Source organism: Clostridium sp. D53t1_180928_C8 (genome assembly GCF_015667795.1).
In the GTDB taxonomy this organism is placed as follows: domain Bacteria; phylum Bacillota; class Clostridia; order Clostridiales; family Clostridiaceae; genus Clostridium.
The window spans coordinates 1-15560 of the sequence record NZ_JADPEL010000025.1 but is presented as its reverse complement, the minus strand read 5'-3'; the positions used below and the strand labels follow the sequence as shown (position 1 = coordinate 15560).

Genomic DNA, 15560 nt, shown 5'->3' with positions numbered 1-15560 from the left:
TACCTAAATATATAAGTAATATTATAAAAATAAAAGCTCCAACTCTGACGAATTGGAGCTTTATTTTCCTATATTATTTCAATAACTTTATTCATTAAGTTTATGAAATCATTTTTTACTCTAGTAGAAGTTTCTATAACTTCTTCATGATTTAGTGGTTGGTCTAAGATACCAGCAGCCATATTTGTTAGGCAAGAAATACCAACTGTTTTAATACCACTGTGATTTGCAACAATTACTTCAGGAACAGTAGACATACCAACAGCATCTCCACCCATAACTCTAGCAAATCTTACTTCAGCAGGAGTTTCATATGTAGGTCCTGAGAACATAACATATACACCTTGTTGTAAATTAATACCTAATTCTTTACCAGCCTCTAATACTTTATTTCTAAGTTCTAAGTTATAAGCTTCAGACATATCAGGGAATCTAGGACCAAACTCATTAATATTGTGCCCAAATAAAGGATTTGATCCACAGAAGTTAATATGATCAGTAATAACCATTAAATCTCCAGCTTTAAAATCTTTGTTAACAGCACCGCATGCATTTGTAACTATAAGCTTTGAAACTCCTAATAATTTCATTACTCTTACAGGGAAAGTTACTTTTTCTAATGAATAACCTTCATAGTAGTGAAATCTTCCTTGCATAGCAACAACTTGTTTGTTTCCAAGTTTACCAATAACCAAACGTCCAGCATGACCTTCTACTGTTGAAGTTGGAAAGTTTGGAATATCAGCATAATTATAATATTCTGCATCTTCAATTGTATCAGCTAAAGATCCTAATCCAGAACCAAGGATTAATCCTATTTCAGGTTTGTATTTGCTTTGCTTTAAAATATAATCAGCTGAAGCTTTAATTTGAGTTAATAAATCCATTAAAATCACCTCGTTAATTATCTTGTGTTTAAAAGTATTTCGCCAACCTTAACAACATCTCCAGCACCAACAGTAAGTATTAAATCTTTCGGTTGAACCTTTGATGCTAAATAATCAGCAACTTCTTCATGACTATGAAGGTTAATACAATTTAATCCTGTTTTTCTAATAGCATCTCCAAGTTCATCAGAAGATACTAATCCAGTATCTTTTTCTCTTGCAGCATAGATATCCATTAATATTAATTCATCAGCACAAGAGAAGCAAGTTGTAAATTCATCAAAAAGTGTTTTTGTTCTAGTATAAGTGTGTGGTTGGAATACACAATATGTTTTGTTGTGATCAATAAGTTGTGCTGTAGATAATGTTGCTTTTATTTCAACTGGATGATGAGCATAATCATCTATTATAGTAGCACCTTTAAATTCACCCTTGTATTCAAATCTTTTATGGGCACCCTTACAATCAGCTAATCCACTAATTATAGCTTCTTTAGGAATGTTTAATATTAGTGAAGTACAAATAGTTGCAAGTGAATTAAGTATATTATGCTTACCAGTTGTATTTAGTGTTACATCAAATAATTCTTCACCATCTTTACAAACTGTAAATGTAGCACAACCTTTATTATTGAATGAAATATTATTTGCAGTTACATCACCCTTTGTAAATCCATAACTCAGAGTATTACACTTTGCATAATTAAGAACTTCTAATACTCTATTATCCTCTGCACAACCAACTAGATATCCATCAGCTGGAATTAAATCAGAGAATTTTTTAAAAGTATCTTCAATATGGTTTATATCTCTATAATAATCTAAATGATCAGCATCTATATTTAATATTATTCCTATATAAGGATAGAATTTTAAAAATGAAGCTTTATATTCACAGGCTTCTGTTACGAAATATTCACTTTCACCAATTTTATAATTTCCATGAATAGCATCAACATCTCCACCAACCAATATTGTAGGATCAAGATTTGCATTTAATGTTATGTGAGAAAGCATAGAAGTTGTTGTTGTTTTTCCATGAGTACCAGCAACAGCAACGTTATATTTATGGCCCTTCATTATATAGCCCAAAAATTCAGCTCTATCCATTAATTCTATATTTTTATTTTTTGCTTCAATTATTTCAGGGTTAGTAGAAGGAATAGCAGCAGTATATACTACTAAATCAACATTTTTAAGATTTTCACCTTTATGCCCTATGTAAATTTCAGCACCAGACGCTCTTAATTTATTTAAAACTTCAGATTCTTTGGCGTCAGATCCAGATACCGTATATCCTTTTGTTAATAAGACAGCAGCAAGTCCACTCATACTTACCCCGCCGATTCCAATAAAATGTACTTTTCTATTTTTACTTGTATTCAAATCAAAAGACAATATATCAACCCCTTTAATTATAATATGAGATTCCTATTTTTAATATTTAATGAGAATACTATATGTAACTTAAATTAACTAAATTAAAATTTAGACTCTCATTTAAATATATATTTATAATTATATACAAATTTGCTAGGTTGAACACAAAAAATAAAAAATATATAAAATATTTTATTAAAAAAAGAACAAAATTATATATATGAAGCAAAACATTTATAAATGGAAGAAAAAAGATAAAATTTTATATTTAAAGATAGAAAGTAGCTTATATTAAGAATTAGTGATAAATAACTTAAAAAAGTATTGATAATGTAATGAATATAGAATAAAATATGAATATTCGGGTGAAATAAATTGAAAAAATTCGTGTTTTTGAGAAAAAAAGGAAGGTGGATTAAGTGGAAAAATTAAGTAGAAATAATAGAGTTGTAGCCATTACAAAGATATTAATCGAAACTCCTAATAAAGTTATAGGTCTAAATAGATTTTCGGAACTTTTAAATGCAGCTAAGTCTACTATTAGTGAAGATATAGTAATAGTGAGAGAGGTATTAGAGAAATTAGAAATGGGATCTATAGAAACTATTTCGGGTGCAGCTGGAGGAATTAAATTTATTCCTGCAATGGGTCAAAAGGCAAGAGAAGATTTTGCAAATGAATTATGTGAAGCATTACTAGAAGATGGAAGAATTGTACCAGGTAATTTTGTTTATTTAACTGATATAATGTACAATCCACAAATAGTAAGTAAAGCAGGAGTTATTTTAGCTTCACATTTTCAAAATATGAATATTGATTATATAGTTACAGTTGAAACAAAAGGAATTCCTTTAGCTTATGAAGTAGCTAAAAGTCTTGGTATAGAGCTTGTAATAATAAGAAAAGATAATAAGATTACTGAAGGACCAACAGTTACAATTAATTATGTATCAGGTACAAGCGGAAGAATTCAACAGATGGCATTAGCTAAAAAATGTATGAAGCCATCAAGTAAATGTGTATTTATAGATGACTTTTTAAGGGGTGGAGGAACGGCTGAAGGAATTAGAGCTCTTTTAAAAGAATTTGAGAGTGAATTAGTTGGAACAGGAGTTCTTGTAGATAATGTTGGAATAGAAAATAAGAGAACTACTGAGTATATTTCAATTATTGATTTAGAATACAATAAAGAAGAGGAAAGACTTAACGTTAGACCATCTGCATTTATAAAATAGTATAAATACAGTTGCTTTACAATAATATATGGAAAAATTTAAAAAAAATTAAGTAAAAAAAAGGATTTTTAAACTTTTTATAGAAATAAATTATTATAAAGCAACTGGAGGTGTAGTGAAATGACAATCACAGACGTTAGAATTAGAAAGATAGCAGCAGAAGGAAAAATGAAAGCTATAGTTTCTATAACATTTGATAATGAATTCGTTGTTCATGATATTAAAGTTATCGAAGGACAAAATGGTTTATTTATTGCAATGCCAAGTAGAAAAACACCGGATGGAGAATTTAAAGATATTGCTCATCCAATAAACACAGATACTAGGGAAAAAATTCAAGAATCTATTTTAAAGGCTTACGAAGCTGCAGTAGAGGAAGAAAACGTTGTTATAAATGAATAATAATGTAAGTAAGAGGAATATATATCTATATATTCCTCTTATTTTATTATTTTTTTGAAGAGTTGAAATACTTCATTTAATGCAATATAATATATAGGAAATATGCACGAACGTTTTAGGATAAAATTTATATTTTATCCTTAAATTTTATAGAGAGGTGAGTTTATGTATAAATGTGCTCTAATATTAGCAGCGGGTCAAGGAAAGAGAATTAAATCAGATTTACCTAAAGTCTTACATAAGGTTTGTGGAAAAGAAATGGTTAATCATGTAATTGACACATTAAGAAAAGAAAATATAGAAGATATAAATGTAATTATAGGTAAAGGTGCTGACTTAGTTAAGAAAAATACTAAATCAAGAAATATTAGCTATTCAGTACAAGAAGAACAACTAGGTACAGGTCATGCTGTTAAGTGTGCTATCGATTTCTTAAAAGGGAAAAAGGGAACAGTTGCAATTTTTAATGGAGATGCGCCCTTAATAACAGAAGAAACAATAGAAGAGCTATTTAAGACACATAAAGAGAGTGGAAACAGTGCAACTATACTTACTTCAATTCTAAATGATGCTTCAGGATACGGAAGAATTATAAGAAAAGGAAATGAAGTATTAAAGATAGTTGAGCATAAAGACTGTAATGATGAAGAGCTAAAAGTTAAAGAAATAAACTCAGGAATGTACTGCTTTGAAATTGAGAGCTTAGTTGAATGTTTAGGAAACCTTTCTAATAATAATTCTCAAGGAGAATACTATTTAACAGATGTAATTGGAATGTTAAAAGAAAAAAATGAGAAGGTTGGAGCGCTTGTAATAAGTTATGAAGAAACATTAGGAGTAAACTCAAGAGTGCAACTTGCAGAAGTTGAAGCTGTTTTAAGAAAAAGAATAAATAATAAACACTTAGAAAATGGTGTAACTATAATTGATCCTAATACAACATATATTGGAATTGACGTAGAAATAGGTCAAGATACTATAATATATCCTGGAAATGTTCTTGAGGGAAATACTGTGATAGGAAAAAATTGTGTTCTATATCCAAATTCAAGAATAAATAATAGTGTTATTGGCGAGGGTGTAGATATACAATCATCGGTAATATTAGAAAGTAAAATTGGAAATCATACTACAGTTGGGCCTTTTGCGTATATTCGCCCAGAATCTGTTATTGGAAATAATGTAAGAGTTGGAGATTTTGTAGAAATAAAAAAATCTACAATAGGAAATAATACTAAAGTGTCTCATTTAACATATGTTGGTGATGCTGAGGTCGGTGAAGGTTGTAACTTTGGATGTGGAACTGTTACTGTTAACTATGATGGGAAGAATAAAAATAAAACTATCATAGGAGATAATAGCTTTATTGGATGTAACACAAATTTAATTTCACCAGTTACTGTAGAAGATAACACATATATTGCGGCTGGTTCTACTATTACTAACAATGTAAAGAGTGGAGAACTAGCAGTTGCTAGAGCAAAGCAAAGAAATATTAAAGGCTGGGTAGATAAAAAAGGTCTTATTAAGAAAAAATAATATATATTAAACTATAAGATAAGTATGGCAAAAGTCATTGCAAATTAAGGAGGGTCTCACAATTATGATAGCTCATGGGAAAAAAATAAAAATATTTACAGGAAATTCGCATCCAGAATTAGCAAAAGAGGTTGCGGATTTATTAGGAATACCACTAGGAAATGCTAAGGTTTCAACTTTTAGTGATGGTGAAATATCTGTAGATATTAATGAAACAGTAAGAGGTGTAGATGTATTTATAGTACAATCAACTAGCTCACCAGTTAATAATAACTTAATGGAATTATTAATAATGATAGATGCATTCAAAAGAGCATCAGCTGGTAGAATAACAGCTGTTATTCCTTACTATGGATATGCTAGACAAGACAGAAAGGCAAAATCAAGAGATCCAATTACGGCAAAACTAGTTGCAGACATATTAACAGCAGCAGGAGCAGATAGAGTATTAACAATGGATTTACATGCTTCTCAAATACAAGGATACTTTAACATACCTGTGGACCATCTATTAGGTTCACCAATATTAGCTAAGAGCTTTGTTGAAAAAGGATTTAGTGATCAAGATGATGTAGTAGTTGTATCACCAGATTTAGGAAGTGTTACAAGAGCAAGAAAATTTGCAGATAAATTAAATGCACCAATTGCAATAATTGATAAGAGGAGACCAAAGGCAAATGTATCAGAAATAATGAATATTATTGGAGATATTAATGGTAAGAGATGTATATTAATTGATGATATGATTGATACTGCAGGAACTATAGCAAATGCTGCAAATGCTTTAAAAGAATTAGGAGCGAAAAATGTTTATGCGTGCTGTACTCATGGAGTATTATCAGGACCGGCATTTGAAAGAATAAATAATTCTGCAATTGAAGAATTAGTTATGTTAAATACTATTCCTCTTCCTGAAAAAGAAGGATTAGAGAAGTTTAAGTCTATTTCTGTTGCACCGTTATTTGCAGAGGCAATTAAGAGAATATATGACGATGAGCCAATAAGTAAGTTATTTGAAAATTAATGATTTATGACTGCTACATAAGTAGCAGTCTATTTTTATGTTTTTAAATATTGTGTTACAAATGTAAATTTTATAAAAACTTTATTAGTGTTTTTTTAAATATAGTATAAAATATTAATTAAGGAAGGTGAATAAAAGATGGATGATAAATTGGGAAAAATATTAATTGTAGATGATGATGCTCATATAAACGAACTTATAGATATGTATTTAAAAAGTGGAGGGTATAGTACTAAAAAGTGTTTTAATGGAAATGATGCTTGTAATATTGTAACATCAGAAAATATTGGATTAGTAATACTAGACGTGATGCTACCAGGAAAAGATGGAATTGAAGTGCTTAAATACATAAGAAAAAGTAGTGATGTGCCAGTAATAATGTTAACTGCTAAAGGCGAAGTATTTGATAAAGTGCTAGCATTAGAATTAGGTGCAGATGATTATATGGTAAAGCCATTCGATCCTAAGGAGTTATTAGCAAGAGTTAAAGCAGTAACAAGAAGATATGTTGTTGATAATCAATCAAAGGATGTAATTAAATATTCAGATTTAACAATTGATATTGGAGCATATGAGGTAACATATAAAGAAAATATCGTAAAATTAGCTCCTAAGGAATTAGAATTACTTCATTTTATGGCAAGTAATCCTAATAAAGTTTTTACTAGAGAGCAACTTATGTATGAAGTTTGGGGATATGATTATCCTGGTGATTCAAGAACTGTAGACGTTCATATAAAAAGATTAAGAGAAAAGGTTAAAGGCGGAGAAAAATGGGAACTTCAAACAGTTTGGGGTGTTGGGTATAAGTTTGAGGTGAGATAGGTGAAGAAAAATAGTATAGTACGAAAGCTAATAATTACTTTTTCTTCAATAACTGGGGGGTTATTAATACTTGTAGGATTAGTGTTAACAGTTGGTTTTTATAGAATTAGTCATAATGAACTTATAGATACACTAAATAAGCAGTTAGATGTTGTTTCGGAAGCAGTAGGAAGTTACTTGAAATATCAAGAAGGTAGTTATGAAGAAGTGAATCGATTGTTAAAGATAACATGTTTAACTAATGATATGGACGGTATTGTGGTAGATAGGCTAGGATATGTATATATGGTATCTAATAGTGAATATAGTAACCTTAAATATACTAATATAGACATACCAGATACCCAAATGCCGACTGATGGAAATGTTGTTTATAGAAAAATTCTAATAAAAGAAACTTATGATTCAAAAGTAGGGGCATTTATAAAACCTATTTATTCTAATGATCAATTAGATGGATATATAATAATGGTTGAAAATGATCCTATAAATGAAAAACATACAGTAATTATAATATGGATATCTATTATATTAGCAATAATAGTTGCAGGTGCTATTGTAAAGTATTTTGCTCAATTATTATTAGTGCAACCAATAGAAGAAATTAACAAGGCTGCTAAAAGATTAGCAAAAGGTAATGTGGCAGAGAGAGTAAAGGTTAATGGGAACAATGAAATAGGAGAATTGGCCCAATCATTTAATAGTATGGCCCAATCTATAGAAGAGTCGGACAATATTAGAAAAGAATTTATTTCGAATGTTTCTCATGAATTACGTTCGCCTATAACTTCAATAAAAGGATTTATTGGAGGAATATTAGATGGGGTTATACCAAGAGATAAGGAAAATTATTATTTAAAGATTGTTTATGATGAAGTTGATAGATTAGCTAGACTTGTTAATGATTTATTAGATATATCAGCAATGGAATCTGGAAAATTTAATATGAGCATTTCAGAGTTCGATATTAATCAGACAATAAGTTTGTGTATATTAAATTTAGAAAATAAAATACAAGCAAAAGGATTAAATGTTAAAGCAACATTTCATGAAAAAAGATGTTTTGCAATAGGTGATAGAGATAGGATACTTCAAGTTGTTACTAATTTACTTGAAAATGCAATTAAATATAGTGATGATAATGGGCAAATAGAAGTTAATATATCAACAAAGGGTGAAAAAATATTTGTAAGTATATTTAACTCAGGTAATACTCTTTCAGAACAAGATTTAAACCATATTTGGGATAGATTTTATAAGAGTGATAAGTCAAGAACTAATAAGATTAGTACGGGGTTAGGTTTACCGATAGTTAGATTAATATTATCACAGCATAATCAAGATATCTGGGCAGAAAATGTAGAGGATAGAGGGGTAAGATTTATCTTTACATTACGAAGGAACAACTAAGGGAATAAGTTGCAATTTTAATATCAAAAATTAGATTTTACTATATTATTCGAAATATTAATTTTAAAATATACAATATTTCAATAATCGGAGGTAGATATGAATAATAGAGAAGACAGAAAAGGAAAAGTATCAAATACTCCACAAGGTAGGATATCTAATATAATTTTTGAAAAGAAAAATAATACTCAAGCAAGAGTAAAGTTTGGTGTTAAGATAATTCTGTATGTAGTAATAGCAGGATTTTTAGGAGCAATTATATCTAATATAAATATCAAAAATAAGTATGGTGGGGTTATCCAGCAGGTTAAGGAAATTAAAAAAAGTACAGATATGGTTATATTAGATTATACAAAAGTTATAAAGGAAGTATCCCCATCATTAGTTAGTATTAGTGATTCAGAAGAAAAACTTGTTAAAAACAGTTATTTTGAAGGAAATACAACAGGAGTTATAATAGATTCAAGTGGAATAATATTAACCAATTATTCTGCTATTAAAGAGAAAAAACATATATATGTAAAGTTATCATCTGTAGCAGCAATGCCGATAGAAGCTCAAATATTAGTTGAAAATGAAGCTAGAAATTTAGCAATAATAAAAATAGAATTTGAAGGAGAGTTACAACCTATAAAAATGGCAGAACCTAAGACTATAAAAGAAGGTCAAGGAATAGTTGTATTAGGAAATGCTATAGGAGATGAATATATAGGGAGTTCGATACCGGGAATTATTACATCAAAAAATGAAAAGTTAATTTTAGGGGATGGAAAAGAGCAATTGCTTTTACAAATAAATGCTCCTATTAATGAGAAAAATACTGGTGGTGCAATTTGTAACTCTAATGGTGAATTAGTTGGAATCGCAGATTTATCTATTACTAAAGAACGAAATGAAGAAGGACTTTATTATGGAATGCAAATGGAAGAGCTTCAAGATATGATTAATTCAACAAATACATTTAAGAAGATTCTAGGAATAAATGAGGGTGGGGTAATAGTAGATGAAACTAGAAATTTTAGTGGTTTCTACATACAGGAGTTGGATAAAAATGGAAATGCGTATTTAGCTGGTATTAAACCTACAGATATAATCATAGAAGTAAATGGATATGAAATTGTGAATGTTGATGATTTAATAAAATTACTACAAGATAAGAAAAAAGATGATATATTACATTGTAAGGTATTGAGTGAAGGCGAAATGAAAAATGTAGATATCAAAATATTGTTATAAAAAGCTTTAGACTAATTCTAACAAAGAGTTAGTCTAATTTTTTTAATAAGTGAGAATCTAAATTTTTTAATTTAGTTAATCGAACTTACACCTGCGAATAGAAGTGAGCAGTGTGTTTCATAATAAATAATAAAAAACTTTCATTGTTGAAAAAAATGGTATAATATAAAATAGTCACTTTAAAAGTAACGGAGGAATAAAAATGTTTTTAATAGTTGGATTAGGAAATCCAGGAAAAGAATACGATGGGACAAGACACAATATAGGATTTGCGGCTGTAGATTATATTGCTGATAAGTATAATATAGAATTAAATAGGATAAAATTTAAAGGTGTATTTGGTGAAGGGTTTATAGAAGGAAAAAAGGTAATATTATTAAAGCCAACTACGTATATGAACTTAAGTGGAGAAAGTATTAGAGAAGTAATAAACTTTTATAAAATTTCAAATGAAGAAGTAATTGTGATGTATGATGATATTAGCTTAGAAGTGGGCAGATTAAGAATTAGAGAAAAAGGTAGCCATGGTGGGCATAATGGAATAAAAAGCATTATAGCTAACTTAGGCACTGATGTATTTCCGAGGATTAAGATTGGTGTAGGGGCACCAAAAGGAAATTTAGTTTCACATGTATTAGGAAAATTTAGTGAAGATGAAATTGAAGTTTTAAGGGAAACAATAAAAGCTTCAGCTGATGCAGTAAGCATAATGATGAAATCGGATACTAAAGAAGCTATGAATAAATTAAATGGGTTTAATGCATGTAAAGAAAGTTAAAGAGAATTTATGGAAGGTGATAAAATGAGGTTACAAGGGCTATTACAACCCTTACAAGAAAATGATAAGTTTATTACAGCAATAAATAGTATAAAGAATAGAAGATTTCCAATAAATATAGCTGGGTTATCGGAATCTGGGAAAAGCTATATAATAGATGGAATATTTAATGAAATAGATAATTCATTAGTTGTATTAACACATAATGAGCTTGAGGCTAAAAACTTATATGAAGATTTAAGTCTTTATTCTACTAATGTATATTTTTTACCTATAAGGGAAGTTGTATTTTATAATGTTGATGCAATTTCAGGAGATCTTAGGTGGGCAAGATTAAAGGTAATAAAAGAGATACTTAATAATAAAGACAAAAAAATAATAGTTACATCAGTAGATGCTATAACTGCATTATATACACCTAGACAAAAGTACTTAAATTATATTATTACTATAAAAAATGGTGATGAAGTAGATTTAAAAGATATTTCAAAAAAATTAATTGAATGTGGATATGAAAGAGTTGAAGTAGTAGAAGGAAAAGGTGAATTTTCATTTAGAGGAGGGATATTAGATGTTTTCCCTCCTACAGCTGTTTATCCGTATAGAATTGAGCTTTTTGGTGATGAAATAGACTCTATTAGAACTTTTAATATAGAATCTCAAAGAAGTATTGAAAAGGTTAAGTCTATAGAAATTTTTCCGGCAAAAGAAGTAATTGTAGATGAAGAAGCGAAGAACAGAGCAAATGATAAAATGATTAGTGAACTTGATTCTATAATTGAAAAATCCAATAATAAAAATAATGATCAAGTTGATAAAATAAAGAGAATAATTAATAAGAACTTAGAGATGTTAAATGAAACTTCAACATTTGAAACGGTAGATAGCTATTTACCTTTCTTTTATGAAGACATGGAATCTCTTTTTGATTATTTAGATGGATATACGTTTATTATTGATGATTTAAAGAGATGTGAGGGTAAAATTCAAAGTATATACTATGAATTTAATGAAAATTATTTAGCATTTCTTCAAAGAGGGGACATATTGCCTTCGCAAAATAAATTATTAATAGATAAGGAAGAATTGTTCATAAAGTTAGAAGGAACTGATGTTATTACATTAAGCCCATTTGATTCGAAATCAGATATGTTATTTCCAGTCACAAGTGTAGAATTAAATCAAATTACATCTAATAATTATAATGGACAATTAGATTTATTAATTGAAGATATAAAAGTAAGAAAATCAAATGGGTTTAGAACTTTAATACTAGCAGGGACTAGAACTAGAGGAGAGAGATTAGTAAAAACGCTTAGAGAAAGAGATGTTGAAAGCGTTTATAAAGATCAAGTAGATAATATTGAGTTAGGTCAAGCGGTAGTTACATTTGGAAATTTAATAAAGGGATTTGAATACCCAGATTTAAAGGTATGTGTAATATCTGATAAAGAAGTATTTGGTGAAGCTAAGAAGTCATTACCTAAAAAGACAAATAAGAAAAAAGGTGTAGGTAAAATCACTAGTTTTGCAGAATTAAAGCCAGGAGATTACGTTGTACATGCAAATCATGGGATAGGTGTGTTTAAAGGAATTAAGCAAATTGATATAGCTGGTAATACGCGAGATTATCTAGATATTGTTTATGATAAGGGTGATAAACTTTATGTTCCAGTTGATCAATTAGATTTAGTTCAAAAATATATTGGAAGTGAAGGAAAAACACCTAAAATAAATAAGCTTGGTAGTAATGATTGGCAGAAGGCAAAAGCAAAAGTTAGAAAATCTATAAATGAGATTGCAGAAGATTTGGTGAAGTTATATGCGGCTAGAGCTGCTTTAAAAGGTTATAAATATTCTAAAGATACAGAGTGGCAAATGCAATTTGAAGACGAATTTCCATATGAAGAAACACCAGATCAATTATCTTCATTAGAGGAAATAAAGCATGATATGGAATCAGATAAGCCTATGGATAGATTGCTTTGTGGAGATGTAGGTTATGGTAAAACCGAGGTAGCTATAAGAGCTGCGTTTAAAGCTGTTATGGATGGAAAGCAAGTTGCTTTTCTTGTTCCAACAACTATATTAGCAGAACAGCATTATAAAAATTTGAAAAAAAGATTTTCAGATTTTCCAGTAAAAATAGATATGATAAGTAGATTTAGAACTGCAAAGCAACAAAAGGCGACTTTGCAGGCTTTAAAAGAAGGAAACGTAGATATATTAATTGGAACTCATAGACTAGTATCAAAAGATATTTCTTTTAAGGATTTAGGATTATTAATAGTTGATGAAGAGCAGAGATTTGGAGTTGCACAAAAAGAAAAAATTAAGTCTTTAAAGAAAAATGTAGATGTGCTTACATTAAGTGCAACACCTATTCCAAGAACTCTTCATATGTCACTTACTGGTGTTAGAGATATATCAGTTATAGAAACTCCTCCAGAAGAAAGATATCCAATTCAAACATATGTTGTAGAACAAAATGATCAACTTATTCGAGATGCAATATTAAGAGAAGTAGGAAGAGAAGGGCAAGTTTATTTTGTATATAATAGGGTAGAAAGTATACAAAGTATGGCAAATTATATAAGGGAATTAGTGCCAGAATGTAAAGTGGGAATTATACATGGTCAGATGACAGAAAAAGAACTTGAAGCTGAAATGATAAACTTTATGCAAAAAGAATATGATGTTTTAGTATGCACAACTATAATAGAAACAGGTATCGATATACCAAATGTAAATACAATGATAGTAAACAATGCGGATAAAATGGGATTATCTCAATTATATCAACTAAGAGGAAGAGTTGGGCGTTCAAATAAAATAGCTTATGCATACTTTATGTACACTAAAGATAAGGTATTAACTGAAGTTGCTGAAAAGAGGCTTAAGGCTTTAAAAGATTTTACAGAGCTTGGCTCAGGATTTAAAATAGCTATGAGGGATTTAGAAATAAGGGGAGCAGGAAATATGATGGGATCCTCTCAACATGGTCATATGGCTGCTATAGGATATGATTTATATTGTAGAATGTTAGAAGATACTGTTAAGTTAATAAAAGGGGAAATAGAGCAAGAACCTATCGAGACTACAGTTGATATTAAGATTGATGCATATATTCCATCTTCATACATAGAAGATGAAATACAAAAAATTGAGGTTTATAAAAAAATAGCAGCAATTGAAAATATGAATGATTATAATGATATCAAAGAAGAGTTAGAAGATAGATATTCAATTGTTCCGGAAGCTGTTTATAACTTAATGGATATAGCATATATTAAAAGTTTAGCTAAGGTTATTTTGATTGAAGAAATAAAGGAAAATCAAAAGGAAGTAAGATTTAAATTCCAAAAGGGATATAAGAATATTAATAAAATATATGAAGTGCTTTTAAGAAAATATAAAGATAAGGTAGTATTATATTTTGGAGAAACTCCATTTTTTGCTGTAAGAATTAATTCTCTTAAGAAAGAAGAGATGTTGAATTTTTATAAAGAGCTTCTTAAGGAATTAATTGAAAATTCACGTAAAAAATAGACAGTAAAATTTGAATAAAAAGGATATTACTGATATACTAATTTATATAACAAATTATTATTTAAGTAAAGTGAGGGAAACAAATTGAGAAAAATAAAAAATATAGTAGTGGTAGCTGCTATAACTGCAATGGCCTTTTCTATAACAGGATGTAAAATGATAGAAAAGACTCCAGAAGCTATACAAAAAACTGTTTTAGCAAAGGTTGGAAATGAGAAAGTTACTATGGCTGATGTTAATAGTGAATTACAAGCAGACATAGACTATTTAGTAGAGACATATGGTAAAGATTATGAAAATACTATGGATGATAGTTTAAAAGAAAAGTTAAAAACTGCTAGAACACAAGTATTAGAACAATTAGTTAATGATAAAGTTTTAATAACTAAGGGAACTGAACTTGGATATATTCCATCAGATGATGAATTGGCTACTGCAATAGAAGAAGAAAAAGCAAAGTTCACAGAAGCATATGGTGGAGAAGATGGATTAAAGCAAGCATTAGAATATTATGGTATGACTGATGAAAAATTTAATTCATTTATAGAAAATATGGTTAAAACTGATAAAGTTAAAGAAGCTATAACAAAAGATGTAACTGTAAGTGATGAAGAAGTTCAAAAATATTATAATGATAATATTGATAAATATACAACTAAGCCAGGGGCAAATGCTAAACATATTTTATTTGAAACTGAAGAAGAAGCAAAAGCAGCTAAGAGTAAAATTGATTCAGGAGAAGCTACTTTTGAAGATTTATATTCACAATATGAAGCTAATAAATCCACAGGAACTAAGCCTTTATCAGAAGACTTGGGATATGTTGCAAATGAACAAGAAGGTTTTGATACAGATTTCTTAGCTGGATTTAAGACTTTAAAAGATGGTGAAATTTCAGCGCCTGTTAAAAGTTCGTTTGGATATCATATAATTAAAGTTGAAGGTGTTCAAACTGAAAGTAAAGTAACTTCACTTGATGATGTTAAAGATAATATAAAGTCTACTTTATTAAGTCAAAAACAACAAGAAGTATACAACTCAACATTAGAACAATGGAAAAAAGATTTAAATGTTAAGTTATATGAAGATAAATTATAATTATTAATTAAAGGTCAAGCAAAATTTAGATTTTGCTTGACCCTTTTTGTATTTAGAATACCACAGGTTCGACCTGTGGTTCCGGAAAGCTTCTAGCGGTGAGTAGAAATAAAAAAACCTCCGTTGTAAAATTATAGTAGGTTTGCCGACCACAACTATAATACAAGGAGGTATCCAATATGGATAATAGTAGTTTAG

The 15560-nt window shown here is 29.0% G+C and carries 12 protein-coding genes; 10 read left to right on the top strand and 2 right to left on the bottom strand.

The window, feature by feature from the left end; genetic code table 11:
• Positions 1–68 precede the first annotated feature (68 nt).
• A complete protein-coding gene (locus I4V51_RS13820; RefSeq protein ID WP_195989021.1) occupies positions 69–887 on the bottom strand; it encodes a purine-nucleoside phosphorylase in 819 nt (272 codons plus the stop codon).
• Positions 888–904: 17 nt separating this feature from the next.
• Complete coding sequence (gene murC, locus I4V51_RS13815; protein WP_195989020.1) at positions 905–2284, bottom strand: UDP-N-acetylmuramate--L-alanine ligase; 1380 nt, start codon at positions 2282–2284, stop codon at positions 905–907.
• Positions 2285–2685: 401 nt separating this feature from the next.
• Between murC and purR the strand changes: the two genes are divergently transcribed.
• From purR to I4V51_RS13765, 10 genes are all read left to right on the top strand, one after another.
• Positions 2686–3501, top strand: a complete 816-nt coding sequence (gene purR, locus I4V51_RS13810) for a pur operon repressor (RefSeq protein ID WP_195989019.1) — start codon at positions 2686–2688, stop codon at positions 3499–3501.
• Between the two features lie 120 nt (positions 3502–3621).
• Entirely contained in the window at positions 3622–3903 is a 282-nt protein-coding gene (gene spoVG / locus I4V51_RS13805) for a septation regulator SpoVG (protein WP_195989018.1), read from the top strand.
• Positions 3904–4068: 165 nt separating this feature from the next.
• A complete protein-coding gene (gene glmU / locus I4V51_RS13800) occupies positions 4069–5442 on the top strand; it encodes a bifunctional UDP-N-acetylglucosamine diphosphorylase/glucosamine-1-phosphate N-acetyltransferase GlmU (RefSeq protein WP_195989017.1) in 1374 nt (457 codons plus the stop codon).
• Between the two features lie 64 nt (positions 5443–5506).
• On the top strand, positions 5507–6466 hold the full coding sequence (locus tag I4V51_RS13795; protein ID WP_195989016.1) for a ribose-phosphate diphosphokinase: 960 nt from the start codon (positions 5507–5509) through the stop codon (positions 6464–6466).
• A gap of 138 nt (positions 6467–6604) precedes the next feature.
• Complete coding sequence (locus I4V51_RS13790) at positions 6605–7291, top strand: response regulator transcription factor (protein WP_195989015.1); 687 nt, start codon at positions 6605–6607, stop codon at positions 7289–7291.
• Positions 7292–8701 (top strand): HAMP domain-containing sensor histidine kinase, encoded by a 1410-nt coding sequence (locus I4V51_RS13785; RefSeq protein WP_195989014.1) that lies wholly within the window; start codon positions 7292–7294, stop codon positions 8699–8701.
• A gap of 99 nt (positions 8702–8800) precedes the next feature.
• Positions 8801–9937: a S1C family serine protease gene (locus I4V51_RS13780; protein WP_195989013.1), complete on the top strand. Its 1137-nt coding sequence runs from the start codon at positions 8801–8803 to the stop codon at positions 9935–9937.
• Positions 9938–10139: 202 nt separating this feature from the next.
• A complete protein-coding gene (gene pth, locus I4V51_RS13775) occupies positions 10140–10715 on the top strand; it encodes an aminoacyl-tRNA hydrolase (RefSeq protein WP_195989012.1) in 576 nt (191 codons plus the stop codon).
• A gap of 24 nt (positions 10716–10739) precedes the next feature.
• The gene (gene mfd / locus I4V51_RS13770; protein ID WP_195989047.1) at positions 10740–14264 is read left to right on the top strand and encodes a transcription-repair coupling factor; all 3525 of its coding nucleotides are present in this window, start codon (positions 10740–10742) and stop codon (positions 14262–14264) included.
• A gap of 84 nt (positions 14265–14348) precedes the next feature.
• The gene (locus I4V51_RS13765) at positions 14349–15362 is read left to right on the top strand and encodes a peptidylprolyl isomerase (protein WP_195989011.1); all 1014 of its coding nucleotides are present in this window, start codon (positions 14349–14351) and stop codon (positions 15360–15362) included.
• The last annotated feature ends 198 nt before the right edge of the window (positions 15363–15560 follow it).

What these genes read in the sequence shown, in the direction of transcription:
- pth (WP_195989012.1), top strand. Translation starts at nt 10,140, where the DNA reads ATGTTTTTAATAGTTGGATTAGGAAATCCAGGAAAAGAATACGATGGG.
- I4V51_RS13790 (WP_195989015.1), top strand. Translation starts at nt 6,605, where the DNA reads ATGGATGATAAATTGGGAAAAATATTAATTGTAGATGATGATGCTCAT.
- glmU (WP_195989017.1), top strand. Translation starts at nt 4,069, where the DNA reads ATGTATAAATGTGCTCTAATATTAGCAGCGGGTCAAGGAAAGAGAATT.
- spoVG (WP_195989018.1), top strand. Translation starts at nt 3,622, where the DNA reads ATGACAATCACAGACGTTAGAATTAGAAAGATAGCAGCAGAAGGAAAA.
- I4V51_RS13795 (WP_195989016.1), top strand. Translation starts at nt 5,507, where the DNA reads ATGATAGCTCATGGGAAAAAAATAAAAATATTTACAGGAAATTCGCAT.
- I4V51_RS13820 (WP_195989021.1), bottom strand. Translation starts at nt 887, where the DNA reads ATGGATTTATTAACTCAAATTAAAGCTTCAGCTGATTATATTTTAAAG.
- I4V51_RS13780 (WP_195989013.1), top strand. Translation starts at nt 8,801, where the DNA reads ATGAATAATAGAGAAGACAGAAAAGGAAAAGTATCAAATACTCCACAA.
- mfd (WP_195989047.1), top strand. Translation starts at nt 10,740, where the DNA reads ATGAGGTTACAAGGGCTATTACAACCCTTACAAGAAAATGATAAGTTT.